The 14,234-nt window shown below is 58.1% G+C and carries 7 protein-coding genes and 1 pseudogene; 5 read left to right on the top strand and 3 right to left on the bottom strand.

Going from position 1 to position 14,234, the window contains the following annotated elements:
• The first annotated feature begins 719 nt into the window (after nucleotides 1-719).
• Entirely contained in the window at nucleotides 720-2,498 is a 1,779-nt protein-coding gene (locus AF71_RS08210; protein WP_169680879.1) for an adenylate/guanylate cyclase domain-containing protein, read from the top strand.
• A gap of 30 nt (nucleotides 2,499-2,528) precedes the next feature.
• Here the strand turns inward: AF71_RS08210 and AF71_RS08205 are convergent, their stop codons facing one another.
• The 3 genes and pseudogenes from AF71_RS08205 to AF71_RS08195 all read right to left on the bottom strand — a co-directional run bounded on the left by AF71_RS08205 (nucleotide 2,529) and on the right by AF71_RS08195 (nucleotide 7,946).
• Nucleotides 2,529-5,789 carry an error-prone DNA polymerase gene (locus tag AF71_RS08205; protein ID WP_169680877.1) on the bottom strand — a complete coding sequence of 1,087 codons (3,261 nt, stop codon included), beginning with the start codon at nucleotides 5,787-5,789 and terminating at the stop codon, nucleotides 2,529-2,531.
• Entirely contained in the window at nucleotides 5,786-7,297 is a 1,512-nt protein-coding gene (locus AF71_RS08200) for a DNA polymerase Y family protein (protein WP_169680875.1), read from the bottom strand. The genes AF71_RS08205 and AF71_RS08200 overlap by 4 nt, the downstream gene beginning before the upstream one ends.
• Nucleotides 7,218-7,946 (bottom strand): annotated as a pseudogene (locus tag AF71_RS08195) (ImuA family protein). Before AF71_RS08195 ends, AF71_RS08200 begins: the two are co-directional and overlap by 80 nt.
• 461 nt (nucleotides 7,947-8,407) lie before the next feature.
• Between AF71_RS08195 and dinB the strand changes: the two are divergent.
• From dinB to adh, 4 genes are all read left to right on the top strand, one after another.
• Entirely contained in the window at nucleotides 8,408-9,508 is a 1,101-nt protein-coding gene (gene dinB, locus AF71_RS08190) for a DNA polymerase IV (protein WP_169680873.1), read from the top strand.
• Between the two features lie 1,068 nt (nucleotides 9,509-10,576).
• A complete protein-coding gene (locus AF71_RS08185) occupies nucleotides 10,577-11,350 on the top strand; it encodes an SOS response-associated peptidase (protein ID WP_192304532.1) in 774 nt (257 codons plus the stop codon).
• A 241-nt stretch (nucleotides 11,351-11,591) separates the two neighbouring features.
• Nucleotides 11,592-12,560 carry a helix-turn-helix domain-containing protein gene (locus tag AF71_RS08180; protein WP_169680871.1) on the top strand — a complete coding sequence of 323 codons (969 nt, stop codon included), beginning with the start codon at nucleotides 11,592-11,594 and terminating at the stop codon, nucleotides 12,558-12,560.
• 137 nt (nucleotides 12,561-12,697) lie between these two features.
• Nucleotides 12,698-14,215 carry an aldehyde dehydrogenase gene (gene adh, locus AF71_RS08175; RefSeq protein ID WP_169680868.1) on the top strand — a complete coding sequence of 506 codons (1,518 nt, stop codon included), beginning with the start codon at nucleotides 12,698-12,700 and terminating at the stop codon, nucleotides 14,213-14,215.
• Nucleotides 14,216-14,234: the final 19 nt, after the last annotated feature.

The raw sequence follows: 14,234 nt of genomic DNA, 5'->3' as shown, positions 1-14,234 counted from the left end.
TATGATTCTTCTGTCGGGCTCCTTCCTCCCGAACCCGCCTCGTCGTCACCATGCCCGCTTTCCTTTGAACAGAGGTCCACGGGGCAACTACACGTTCACTTTGGCTTGTCCGCTTTCACTCGAGGGGCGATCAACGTCGAGAGAGGGGTATGATGCCCTTAATCGAATATTCGACGCGATGGCGAAAGAAATTGGCCTGGTCTGTCGCTTCACGCCAAGCTGCATGACTGTATTGCCCCCCGAATGCGATCCGATCTATCGCCCACGAGCAAGCCAGGATACCGAACAGGAAGAGTAAGCCGCGCATGCGGATACATTAGTCGCCTTCTATTTAGAAATGCCTAACGCAGGCTCAGCCCAGCGTCTGAGATTGGTGAGCTTTGCAAATCCTGCATTGCACGACCGGCGGCCATAGCCGAAGTCCCGATCGATCCTCCCGGTTGGATCTATAGAGAAAATTCTGACGACAGCCTCCATGACCTTACCAGGCCGCGCGTAGCGTTGCGCCACTGATGGGGTCAACGCGGTGACCCGGGACGCTGCTTCTTCGCGGAACGAAAAGCGCATTGTCGCAGCATTCGGCGTAATATGAGTCTCGTTAGCCACGAACGAGCGGCATCGGAATTCTCGCTTAACCCGGCCTTGGACCTGTGCTTTTCTATGCGGGTATCCGGCCGGGAGCTGACAGGGCCGACTGTCGGGGGAATGGAGGGGAAGCTTTGGAGCGAAGGCTAGCCGCAATCCTAGTTGCCGATGTCGTCGGGTTTTCACGACTTGTCGAAGCCGATGAACGCAATACGCTTGCGGTTCTGATAAATTTACAGACCTCGGTGTTTCGTCCACTGATTGCAAGACATGCCGGCCGGCTGGTCAAATTGATGGGCGATGGGCTGATCGCCGAGTTCAGCTCGGTGGTTGAGGCTGTCTCGTGCGCAATCGCGATCCAGAACACATTGGCGAATGAACAGGAGCCGGCCGGTTCCGCAAACAGGATCATCCTTCGCATAGGCATCAATCTCGGTGATGTCGTGGTGGACGGTGACGACCTGCTCGGGGATGGTGTCAACGTTGCGGCCCGACTGGAGCAGTTGTGCCAGCCGGGTGATCTTCTGATTTCGGGGGCAGCCTACGAACAGCTCGCTGGAAAGGTTGACGCGAATTTCGACTACGCTGGTGAGCAGCACCTCAAAAACATCGCGCGGCCGATCAAGGCATACCATTTACCACTCAGCGGGTCTGCCTACGCTTCACCCGAAACTCCAAAATCGACCGGGCCTGCCATTGCCGTACTTCCATTTGAGAACATGTCCGGTGATCCGGAGCAGGCTTACTTCAGCGACGGAATAACTGAAGACATCATTACGGAATTGGCACGGTTCAGCGAGCTTATGGTAATAGCGAGAACCTCGTCATTTGCGCTACGCGGCCGAATGCTCGATTTGCGCGAGGTCGGCAGGACGCTCAGCGCGGGCTATGTCGTAGAAGGGAGTGTAAGGCGCGCTGGTAACCGTGTTCGAATTACGGTTCAGCTCGTCGAGACAGCGAGCGGGACGCACCTATGGGCAGATCGATATGACCGATCCCTTGACGATATTTTTTCCACTCAGGAGGAGATTGCGCAGAGCATCGTCGCCATGGTCGCACAACGCGTCATAGACGACAACGAATTGACGTCACGACGCCGTCGCCCGGAAGACATGCGGGCATATGATCTCTTTCTGCAGGGCAACCGCCTCTCTGACGACTTCAGGCCAGGAGCGCAGGAACGCGCGGAGGCGCTTTTTGAGCGTGCCGCTAAAATTGATCCGACTTTTGCCAGAGCCCATACAGGCCTCGCCTACATATACCTCAACCGCGCGTCGGACGGTGCTATTGGCATTCCAAGACAAGAGGATGAGAACAGGATCAAAGCACTGCGTTCAGCCGAGATGGCTTTTGCCCTCGATCCGAGCGATCCACGGGTTCAGTCCACACTGGGATACATTTGCTTGACGTGGCGAGACTTCAAACGAGCTGAACATCATCTTGGGCTGGCGAAGTCGATGAACCCCAACGATGCTACCATCCTGATAATGTGGGCATGGATGCAGGGAGCGATTGGGCGGGCTGAGGAGGGCTTGGCCGGTGCGGAGATCGCGTATCGACTGAACCCGTTATATCCCAGTTGGTACAACTATTATAAATCCCGCCTCCTCTTCCAAACGGAGCGATACGCCGAGGCGGCGGTTCTTCTCGAACAGCGAACATTCGCCACGCCGGAAAGGGAGCCGCGAGACATGGCGTGGCGCGCGGCCGCCTACGCTCACCTCAACCGGATCGAGGATGCAGAGAAATGCGGCCGGGTCTTCCTCGATGCTGTCAGCAGGCGATGGTGCGGAGATGCGACCGCGGGTCCGGTTGATTATGTAAACTGGCTTGTAGATGTCTCATACCTCAGAGAAGAAAAGGACGTTGATCGGCTACGCCAAGGATTGAGGCTTGCGGGTCTACCCGCGTGAGGGGCGACACGCGAACCCGCTGCCATGCCATCAATGAAAGTTCCTCGCCTTCACCCTCAAGGTATCAATATGCAGGTCCGGGACGAAAATGTCCCTCGGCTTGGCCGCCGCCGTATCACGTGAGTCTGGGCTGCCTGGCGAACCATGCGCAAATTCATCGCCCCTACCTGTCGGCAACTTGAAGTCCAGATCGCGATCAGTCAGCTCGCCTAATTCACCGGACAGGTCGAAAAGCTGCTGCGCGACAAGATGTGCGACCTCTCCCTCGCGCTGAACGCGGCCGTTTATCGCCATCATCGACGATCCGAGGACGATCCGACGCCGGCGTTCGAACAGGCTTGGCCAGACGACGAGATTGGCCGGCCCAGTCTCATCCTCGATGGTGATGAACATCACGCCTTTCGCCGAGCCAGGCTTTTGTCTTACAAGGACGAGACCTGCCGTCATCAACCATCGACCGTCACGAGCGTTCATGGCTTCGGCACAAGTGACGATGCGGCGTGCCGCCAGCTCCTTTCTGAGGAAGGCAATCGGATGGTCGCGCAGTGTTAGTCCGACATGACTGTAATCTGCGACAACGTTATGACCCGCGGTCATCTGTCGGAGTGCGACCTCAGGCTCCTGCTGCTCGGTGATCGCACCTGATTCACGTTCGGAAGCGGCGGCGAACAGAGGAAGAGGTTCGTCACGCAGGGCCTTGATGGCCCAGATCGCATCCCGGCGCTGGAGCTTCAGCGACGGCAGGAAGGCATCGGCTTCGGCAAGTTGTACAAGCGCTTCCGTTGGGACATGCGATCGCCGCCAAACATCGTCGACCGTTTCGAAGGATGCGTTCATCCTGGCGGCGACGATCCGGGCAGAATCGGCTACGGCCAGTCCCTTCACCAAGCGCATTCCGAGGCGGACCGCGTGGCGATTGGTTCTTTCGATACGCTCGAGCGTACAATCCCAGCGCGACTGGTTGATGCAGACGGGCCGGACTTCAATTCCATGGGCACGCGCATCCTGGACGATCTGGGCAGGCGCGTAGAAGCCCATCGGCTGCGAGTTCAGCAGAGCGGTGCAGAAGACGTCGGGGAAATGGCGCTTCACATAGTTCGAGGCATAGGCGATCAGCGCGAAGGAGGCAGCATGGCTTTCCGGGAAGCCGTATGAACCGAATCCTTCGAGCTGGCTGAACGTCTTCTCCGCAAACTCGGCCGAGTATCCGTTCTTGATCATCCCCGAGACCAGCTTCTCCTTGAAGCGACTGACGCCGCCGGTGAACTTGAATGTGGCCATCGACTTGCGAAGCTGGTCGGCTTCGCCGCCGGTAAAGCCAGCGCAGACCATCGCCACCTTCATGGCTGACTCCTGGAAGAGTGGCACCCCCAGCGTCTTTCCGAGAACGGCTTCCAGTTCCGGTGTCGGGTACTCGACAGGCTCCTTGCCCTCCCGGCGTCGGAGGTAGGGATGGACCATGTCGCCCTGAATCGGACCCGGGCGGACGATAGCCACTTGGATGACAAGATCGTAGAAGGTCCTCGGCTTCATGCGCGGAAGCATGGCCATCTGTGCACGTGACTCGATCTGGAATGTTCCGAGTGTGTCCGCCTTGCGGATCATCGCATAGGTGGCCTTGTCTTCCTGGGGGATTCCCGCGAGGTCGAGGTCCTCGCCTTTGTGCTCGCGAAGCAGATCGAAGGCCTTGGACATGCAGGTCAACATGCCGAGCGCCAGAACATCGACTTTCATGAACTTTAGAGCCTCGATGTCGTCCTTGTCCCATTCGATCACCTGACGGTCGGCCATGGATGCCGGCTCGATGGGAACGAGATCGTCGAGTCGGTCATGGGTCAGCACGAAGCCGCCCGGATGCTGACCGAGATGACGGGGCGCGCCCATCAGTTGCTGGGCGAGCTTGAGCGTCAGAGCAAGTCGCCGGTCCTCAGGATTAAGGCCCTGTTCCCGCAGGCTCCGGTCGCTTGCCAATTCATCCGACCAAGACCACATGCCTGCCGATAGCGCCTTGATGATATCCTCCGGCAACCCGAGCGCCTTGCCGACGTCGCGGATTGCGCCCTTGGCTCGGTACCGCGTTACGGTCGAACAGAGGGCCGCCTTGTCGTGACCGTAGGTCGTGTAAATCCACTGGATGATCTCCTCGCGGCGCTCGTGTTCGAAGTCGACGTCGATATCTGGCGGTTCGTCGCGCTCCTGGCTCACAAAACGCTCGAACAGGAGATCGTTGGTCTCGGGATCGATCGAGGTGATCCCCAGAATGTAGCAGACGGCCGAATTTGCCGCCGATCCCCTGCCCTGGCAAAGAATACCCTTTGAGCGCGCGAAACGAACGATGCTGAACACTGTCAGAAAGTACGGCGCGTACTTCATCGTGCGGATCAGGTCCAGTTCGTGTTTTATGGCCCTGAGGACCTTCTGGGGCAAGCCTTCCGGATATCGGATTGGGATGCATTCGCGGACGTAATGCTCGAGCGACTGCTGCGCGTCCATGCCCATTACGACCGCTTCTTCGGGATATTGGTAGTTCAGCTCTTCAAGAGAAAACCCGCAGCGTTCGACAATCTCCATCGTCCGCGCCAGCGCCTCGCGGTAGCGTGGGAACAGTCGCTCCATCTCCTCGGGCGGCTTGAGGTATCTGTCAGCATGCCGTTCGCGCTCGAAGCCGACCTCATCGATCGTGGTGTTTTTGCGAATGCAAGTGACGACATCCTGCAACTGGCGGCGGCCGGGCTCGTGGAACAGGACATCATTGGTGACGACGGTTTTCACACGGTGACGCGCAGCCATCTTCGAAATCTCGTGAAGCCGCATCTGGTCGTTCGGTCGACGCCTCAGGCAGAGAGACACATAGGTCCGATTGCCGAATACCTCTGCCACCTTGCGAAGCTGGGCAGCGCAGTTCGCGTCCGGCAAATCGGGTAACAGAATGGCCAAAAGTCCTTCTGAATAAGCAACGACATCATCGAGCCCCAGGATGCACTTGCCCTTTCCGCCCCGGCTCTTGCCAAGTGTGAGCAGCCTGGTCAGCCGCGAATACGCGTTGCGATTGGTTGGATAGACAAGGATCGACATCCCGTCCTGCAGATCGAGCCGACATCCGACAACAAGGCGCAAGCCTGTCGCGCGCGATGCCTCGAGTGCCCGGACAATCCCGGCAAGGCTGTTGCGGTCAGCAACGCCGATCGCTTCGATGCCAAGTGCCTTTGCGGTGGCAAACAGCTCGTCGGCGCTGCTTGCGCCACGCAAGAAACTGAAATGGGTCGTGACTTGGAGCTCGGCGTATCTCATCCGAATATTCCGTGCATGAACCATCGATGGGATCCTGTCTCGGAGTCGACCCCGTCACCCGACCTGAATATCCAAAAACGCTCGCCGCCTTCGTCCTCGACAACAAAGTAGTCGCGCACTGCCTCTAGTTCACTGTCGCGCTTCCACCACTCGCCGAAAACGCGTTCAGGACCATCAGCGCGTTTGACCTTTCGTCGTTTGCCACGCCAAGTGATACTCGCAGGCGGATGATCAGGCAGGAGTGCGATAACTTCGATCTGCTCTGGGCGGGCGAGCAATCGCACAGGCCGGGGCCAGTGGTGCGCCCACGTTTCCTCGACATCTGGAGCGGCAGCCGCGATCCGCAGTACACTGCGCTCGGGAACATCTGAGGCGACCGGCACGACCCGGTAGACCCGTTGCCCTCTATTGCCAAACACGTCGATTAGCGGCGTGATGTCATCGTCCTGCTCCTCTATCAGGTCAGAGGCTCGCTGCTCCCCTTCAAGCGGCTGTGTCATAACCGCCGCCAATGTCATCTTCTCGATTCCGAACCCCGGTTCGATTCTTTCAGTACGATCTCGAAAGAGCTTCGACAGCCAGGCAACGTCGCGAGCAGGTTTGGCGGTTCCTGCACGGATTGCCTGGCGCGTACCGTCAACTTTCTCAACAATGAGATCGGTTCGCCGCACGCCAAGACCCTTGCGCTCCAGTTCGGCGACGAGCTGCACAACGAGGCGAGCAACATATTTGTTAATGGTTTCCGCGGCACCGATCGGCTCGGCAAAGACCCTGCTGACCTCTATAAGCTCAGGTACCCGGATCGGATCAATCGGCTCGGCGACCCGACCAAAAATCTGATCCAGGCGACGTCCAAGTTCCGGACCGAAGCGAAGGGTCAGCGGTGCTCGGGGTGTTGTTGATAACTCCCCAATCGACTTGAAACCGAGAATATTGAGATCGCTAACGATCTTGGCCGGAAGCCTGAGCAATGAAAGAGGAAGGTGTTCGACGGCCCCGACCGTCTGTCCAATCGGAACTATGACCGTCCCCGTTCGGATCGCGCGAGCACAAGCATGTGCCGCTCCCCACGTGTCGGCCACAGCAACCCGCGCTGTCAGTCCTTTCCCATGGAACCGGTTGGCTATTCCGGTCAACATCGGCAGCTCCCCACCCTGAAGATGGTCAGCACCTTCCGTGTCCATAACAATGCCATCGGGCTCATCAACAGCGACGATTGGAGAATACTGGCTGAGTGCCCAAAGCGTGATCCTTGCGAGAGCTGTTGCGTCGGCCGCCGGATCGGCGTCGATCAGCATCAAGCCCCTGAATATGGCCTGGGCTTTTGCCGCCGCCATCCCAACACGGACTCCCGCTTTCCTTGCTGCAGCGTCGGCCGCCGAGACCCATCGCTTTGGGCCGCTCTTTGCGATTACGGCAACGGGTTGCTCAACGGGAATAGAAGGGTCGTTGCGACGTATTCGATCCGTCGCCAACTCCGGCAGATAGATGGATACGACCCTGGACATCACACGCTCCTACGAAAAACTCAGCGCACTCACCCGCTTTCACCCGCATCAGTTCCAGAAACCATCTCGGCCTTCCCACACCCGGAACGGAAGCTCCTCCGACGGCACGACGCTCACACGCCACCTGGTCGTTGCCGCGGACGGTTGGCCGAAGTCGGAGGCCCCCGTCTGTCGCCGCCAGCGTCGAACGACCAGACCCATGGTTCCCGTTTTTTCGGCGGCAAGCTGCAGCCTGCGGGAGGCTGTCATCGGCAGTCGGACAAGTTCGGCGACGACCGCTCCGAGACCGCCGAACGATAGGGCCTCCTCCATGGAAGCAAGCACGTCTTCCTCCTTGTCGGCCCCGACGAAGACGACGCGGCCGGCTGAAAGCCAGCCTGAGCCAAAGCCGGAAGGAAGAGGTCCGGCACTTGGTACGCGCTGCTATTCCAGCGGCAAACAAAGCGGCTGCCGCGCCGTCGACGCTTCCCGATCCACCACCGGCGAACTCATGCACGGATCCGAAAGACAGCCCGCCTCCCGGCAGATGTTCATGGATCTCGCGAACATCGAAGGCCAGAAGCTGATTGCGGCGAACTAGGACACCTTCAAGGCGCGCGATAGGCTCTGTAAGCTCGGTGATGACAGGGTTTGCGCCTGGCTGCGCCATTCTGTGGCCTTCGTCAATTCAAGGGTTCCATCTCGTTCAAAAGCGAGTATGTTCTACATTTGTTCCTTTCTGGAATGTGAGTCAACGGGGCGCTTTTCGGGTGGATAGTGAACCAACAGTCCATCCACAGCGGCGCAGGGCTTCGATCCCTGAGGGAATTCAAGGTGCTAGCAAAGAGCGGTCCACAGGGCGTACAATATCTTTCGGATGAGAAAAAATTCCTGCTGTGAGCCGGCTCTGCGTGACTATCGAGGAGCCATCATCGTTATCGCATGCGATGTCTGTCAGCGGGCGACCGCTCTCGGCTGGAAGGCCCTTGTCAGACAGTGCGGGGCCAGCCTGTCCTTTCCGGCAACTTCGACGGCGGCTGACTGTTGGCTGTTTGCGACTGAACGGCGTGGATGGCGTCGACCGTTGTCAGGCTCGGTTTCCGTGTTTAGCTCCTGTTATGGAAACACTCGATGAATGATCCCGCCGCAAATCTATCAATCGAGCGCCACCGCAAGATCGTCCATATCGACATGGACGCCTTCTACGCGTCCGTCGAGCAGCGCGATAACCCGGAGCTTCGTGGACGACCGGTCGCAGTCGGCGGTTCGGAGGCGCGCGGCGTGGTGGCGGCCGCCAGTTACGAGGCGCGTAAGTTCGGCGTCCATTCGGCAATGCCTTCAGTGACGGCAAAGCGCAAATGCCCCAACCTGATCTTCGTGAAGCCGCGCTTTGACGTCTACAAGGCTGTTTCAGCTCAGATCAGGGAAATCTTTGCCGAATACACCCCAATGATCGAACCGCTGTCGCTCGACGAGGCCTATCTCGATGTTACGGAGAACCTGAAGGGCATGGAGATCGCGACGGAGATCGCGCTTGAAATCAGGGCCAAGATCAAGGCGACGACCAACCTCAACTCATCTGCAGGAATCTCCTACAACAAGTTCCTGGCCAAAATGGCGAGCGACCTCAACAAACCAAATGGCCAGGCCGTCATTACGCCGAAGAATGGACCAGCCTTTGTGGCTGCGCTCCCTGTCGAGAAGTTTCACGGCATCGGCCCAGCGACTGCGGAGAAGATGCATCGTTTCGGTATCGAAACTGGAGCCGATCTAAGAGAGAGGGATCTCGAGTTTCTGGTTCGGCATTTCGGCAAGTCCGGGCCGTATTTTTACGGCATCGCGCGTGGGATCGATGATCGTCAGGTAAAGCCAAACAGGGTCCGAAAATCTATCGGAGCGGAAGACACGTTCACTGTGGATATTCACACCTACGAGCCTGCCCTGGAAGGATTGAAGCCCCTGATTGCGAAGGTCTGGCAGTACTGCGAGGCAAATCGGATTACCGGCAAGACCGTGACGCTCAAGGTTAAGTACGCCGACTTCATGCAGATCACCCGCGCAAGGACGATTGGCCATGGTTTCCGATCGAAAGAGGAAATCGAGGAATCCATTTGCGTGCTGCTGGGAGCCGTCTTTCCTATCAGGAAGGGAATACGGCTGCTCGGCGTGACAATCTCCTCGCTCGAGCATCTGGCCGACACGTGCGTTGAACAGCTGGCCCTGCGTCTATGATGGGCAGCGGCTTGAAAATCAGTTTCGCCCCCGCGTCGCTACCACGCGGTACGAGCCGTACCCAACGCGAACGAATTCATCGACTGTACGTGGGCGACGTGCGGTTTCACCGTCACAACGCAGTTCCCCGGGTAGCTAAGCTTATGCTGGGCAAGGTGTTTCAGCAATTCCACGACATTACGCTTCTCAGTGAGCGGAAACGAAAAAGTCATCCAAATTCCTCCATACGGCACGTTTCGGGCGCCATTTAGGACTTGGTTTCTTTCGCTCCGCAATATGAAATATTTAGTAATAAAATTAAAATCGATTAGTTTTTTCGCTCGATTTTTTAAAATCGATTTAAAATCGTCTAGCGCCCTGCTCATCGTCCACACCACGGTCGCGGCGTCTGTGGGCACTTCGCTTCACTACAGACGAGGGGTACAGCGAGCCCCTCGCCTAGTGCGATCTCGATGTCTCTTTTGAGATTGGTTGCTGTTTCCATCGTTCACCAGTGCCGATTGATGGAGTTTAGCCAGCTAAGGGATGCTTTCAGCGGCAGATCGACTTATAGTCAGTCATGTGTAAGCAGCGCGCATCCAACCACAATGCGGACGCTGAACGAATTTGGCCCCCTCTCGCTACGCAGGCTGGAAAGGCCCTGACGCCTCCCTCGAGTGGAGTTTCATCGCGCTCATCAAATCGAAAAGAAAAAAAGGGGCCACGCAAAAATACCGTGGCCCATAAGTTGTGAAGGTCGAAAACCTCCAGAGGGGAACAGCTGCTGCGCGGAACTGGGAGGAGAAGCCGCTATATGCATCAGCTGTTACCGTTATGATCGTTTTTTGACCAATTGGAAAACATTTTTTGTGCAATGCAGCCATGCAAATGTGGATACTTGCAGCAAACCGCGCCGGTACCTCCGCGCTGTTCCTCCATTGGTCGTTCCGTTTCGCTGAGTTCAGCGCCTTAATGACCGGACCTTTGTCCGACACAACTTCGTTTCGACGCCTAGCCGCTTCGTGGTGCCTTGAAAGTCCGGGCCAAATGGCTGACCTTCGGTCCCCAGAAAAGGGAGGCGACTAGCGCATGTGTAATCTCTACCGCATGGATGATCGCGACTGGGTCAACAAATGGGCGCAGGACGTTGAGAGCCTGATCAACCTGATGCCCGCCTATCAGATCAACCCGGATCAATGGGCACCCGTCATCCGAAACACCTCCGACGGTAGGAAACAGCTCGCGAACTGCCGATGGGGCCTGCCCTCTCCGAGCTACTTGCAGAGGAAGGCAGCCGAAACCCGCGCTGAAAAGCTTCGAAATAAGGGCCTTCCAGTGGACATGGACGAACTCTTACGGATGGAGCCGGACGGCGGCGTTACCAACATTCGCAACTTGACTTTACCCCATTGGAAACGATGGTTCGGCCTTGAACACCGATGTCTCGTGCCCGTGACGGCCTTTGCTGAGCCAGACCCGGCAAGCAAGGAAGAAGGCGGCAGGACACCAAACGCGTGGTTTTCTGCAAGACCCGACAAGGCGGTCATGTTCTTCGCTGGCCTCTGGGTGAGACAATGGAAGAGCGTCCGCAAGGTCAAGGATGGGCTGACGACTGATGATCTCTACGCAATTCTGACAACGGAGCCGAACGACATCGTCCGGAATGTGCACGAGAAGGCGATGCCGGTCCTTCTGCAGACTGCTGAGGAGATCGAAATCTGGATGCGCGCACACTGGGAGGAAGCCAGACACCTGGCCCGGCCGCTACCAAACGACCGCATCGCCATCACGTCACGGGAGCCTTACGGGTCCACGATTGTAAACAAGGCTGGCGAGCCGCTTCCCGAACCGATGGTGCTTTAGAAGAACTCCGATCTCGGGAGACAGTGACCACTTCATAAAGTGTTGGAGCGCGTCTCATATGCAGGTGCTGCGCAAGTTAGATTCGGAAGTAGAACCAACGTCTAATTGTCCCGCGCCGAAAATGGAGCAGGAATACCAACCTGGTCCGGGCGCTAGGGAGCGGACACGCGGACATCGATCTCGATAAGTTGTCGTCGGCAACACACTGCTGACGAGAATACTAACGCTCTGGGAGGAGCCGATGAGTGCATCAGCATTTGCGCGGCATGCCAACTTAATCCAAGAGGCGATCGGCTCGAACGCTGCGGCCAGGTCCGCACTTGTCGCATCCTGGTGCAGATCGGCAGACCTTCACCGGCTCGACCCCGCCGAAAGCAATCGAACGAAACGACTGACGGATTCGGAGTTGCGCTTTGCTCGCCAGAAAATCGAACCGCTGGTCCGGGCTGCCTGCACTAGCCTTGATCGACTGTACCGCGCGGTTGGGGGCATTGGCTGCTGTGTTCTTCTCGCCGACCGCGACGGCATCCCGGTTGAGCGGCGTGGCGCCGTCGCCGACGACGAGACATTCAGGGAATGGGGGCTTTGGACGGGAACTGTCTGGAGCGAAGAAAGCGAGGGGACAAACGGAATCGGCACGTGCTTGGTAGAGCAGCGCGCTTTGACCATCCACCGAGATCAACATTTTTACTCCCGCAATACCCTTCTGTCCTGCACGACCGCGCCGATTTTCGATCACGAGGGCAAGCTCGCCGCCGCTTTGGACGTGTCCTCTTGCCGCGCGGATTTGACGGAGGGCTTCGTCAATTTGATCACAATGGCCGTTGGCGACGCGGCGCGAAGGATCGAGGCGGAGAACTTTCGTATCGCCTTTCCTGAAGCACGCATTATTGTCGCTTCGACAAACGAAAAGATGCCAAACCCTCTTCTCGCCGTCGACAGCAATGATTTGGTGATCGGCGCGACCCGATCTGCGCGCATCGCATTCGGAATCACGTCGGAATCGCTGATGAGGTCCCTTCCAGCCGCTGATCTTCTGGGAGATGAACCTGGCTATGCCGGAAATTTGCGGCAGGCCGAGCGCACCGTCCTGGAGCGCACGCTCGCCAGTACCGGCGGCAATGTAACGGCGGCGGCCGAAATCCTCGGGATTTCACGGGCCACGCTTTACCGAAAGCTCGCCAAATTTGGTCTGCGGGGCGCCCAATAGGAATTTTGCAGGGCACAGTGTCTCAACCTTGAGACACTGTGCCCTGCCGAACTGCCGCGCGCGGGCTGACATTCCGTCGAAAGCGAAAAACACTCCCACAAGGCGTCGCGCAGGGCGGCGCGTTTTGGGAGGAAAGCATGAACAAGGTCGAATTCCGTCGCACGGCCAAGGTGCCGTTTGCCAAGAAGTACGACAATTTCATCGGCGGCAAGTGGACGCCCGCGAAATCAGGCAGGTACTTCGACAACACCTCTCCGGTCAACGGCCGGGTCCTTTGCGAGATCGCCCGTTCGGAAGCTGTGGACGTCGAGGCCGCTCTTGACGCGGCCCATGGCGCCAAGGACGCCTGGGGCAAAACCAGCGCCGCAGAGCGGGCGCGGCTGCTCAACCGCATAGCCGACAAAATGGAAGAGAACCTCGGCATACTGGCGCTCGCGGAAACCTGGGACAACGGCAAGCCGATCCGTGAGTCAACCGCGGCCGACATTCCGCTCGCCATCGATCATTTCCGCTATTTCGCCGGAGCCATCCGCGCGCAGGAAGGTTCAATCGCCCAGATCGACGACGATACGGTCGCCTACCATTTCCACGAGCCTCTGGGGGTCGTCGGCCAGATCATTCCCTGGAACTTTCCGATCCTGATGGCCGTGTGGAAGCTGGCACCTGCACTGGCTGCTGGCAATTGCGTCGTGCTCAAACCTGCCGAACAGACGCCGGCATCGATCCATGTGCTGCTCGAACTGATCAGCGACATCCTGCCACCAGGTGTTCTCAACGTCGTCAATGGATTTGGCCTCGAGGCAGGCAAGCCGCTCGCCTCGAACCCGAGGATCGCCAAGATTGCGTTTACCGGGGAGACGACCACCGGACGCTTGATCATGCAGTACGCCTCGCAGAACCTGATCCCCGTCACGCTGGAGCTCGGCGGGAAGAGCCCGAACATCTTCTTCTCGGATGTGGCAGACGAAGACGACGATTTCTTCGATAAGGCAATTGAAGGCTTCGTCATGTTCGCCCTTAATCAGGGCGAGGTCTGCACGTGCCCCAGCCGCGCCTTGGTTCACGAGAAGATTTATGACCGCTTCATGGAAAGGGCATTGAAAAGGGTCGAAGCGATTGTTCAAGGTGATCCGCTCGACCCTGCGACAATGATCGGAGCCCAGGCCTCCAGCGAGCAGTTGGAGAAAATTCTCGCCTACCTCGACATCGGAAAGAAGGAAGGCGCTGAGGTCCTGATCGGGGGTGAGCGCAACGAACTCGCCGGAGACCTCGCCGGCGGTTTCTACGTCAAACCGACTGTCTTCAGGGGCACGAACAAAATGCGCGTCTTTCAGGAGGAGATCTTCGGGCCCGTGGTTTCCGTCGCAACGTTCAAGGACGATACCGAGGCCCTTTCAATCGCAAACGACACCTTGTACGGCCTCGGTGCCGGCGTGTGGACCCGAGACGGCACGCGCGCCTATCGGTTTGGCCGCGCAATCCAGGCAGGCCGCGTCTGGACCAATTGCTATCATGCCTATCCCGCGCACGCGGCCTTCGGCGGCTACAAACAGTCCGGCATCGGGCGCGAGACCCATAAGATGATGCTCGACCACTACCAGCAGACGAAGAACATGTTGGTGAGCTACAGCCCGAAAAAGCTTGGCTTCTTCTGATAACCTCCCAAGCGCATGC

It is taken from the genome of Rhizobium sp. 57MFTsu3.2 (assembly GCF_012932765.1).
GTDB classification, from domain to species: Bacteria; Pseudomonadota; Alphaproteobacteria; order Rhizobiales; family Rhizobiaceae; genus Rhizobium; species Rhizobium altiplani.
This window is presented reverse-complemented; position numbering and strand designations above follow the sequence as displayed.

Excerpts from the sequence above, each read along its gene's own strand:
- AF71_RS08185 (WP_192304532.1), top strand. The coding sequence starts at position 10,577 with ATGTGTAATCTCTACCGCATGGATGATCGCGACTGGGTCAACAAATGG.
- AF71_RS08205 (WP_169680877.1), bottom strand. The coding sequence starts at position 5,789 with ATGAGATACGCCGAGCTCCAAGTCACGACCCATTTCAGTTTCTTGCGT.
- AF71_RS08200 (WP_169680875.1), bottom strand. The coding sequence starts at position 7,297 with ATGTCCAGGGTCGTATCCATCTATCTGCCGGAGTTGGCGACGGATCGA.
- AF71_RS08180 (WP_169680871.1), top strand. The coding sequence starts at position 11,592 with ATGAGTGCATCAGCATTTGCGCGGCATGCCAACTTAATCCAAGAGGCG.
- adh (WP_169680868.1), top strand. The coding sequence starts at position 12,698 with ATGAACAAGGTCGAATTCCGTCGCACGGCCAAGGTGCCGTTTGCCAAG.
- dinB (WP_169680873.1), top strand. The coding sequence starts at position 8,408 with ATGAATGATCCCGCCGCAAATCTATCAATCGAGCGCCACCGCAAGATC.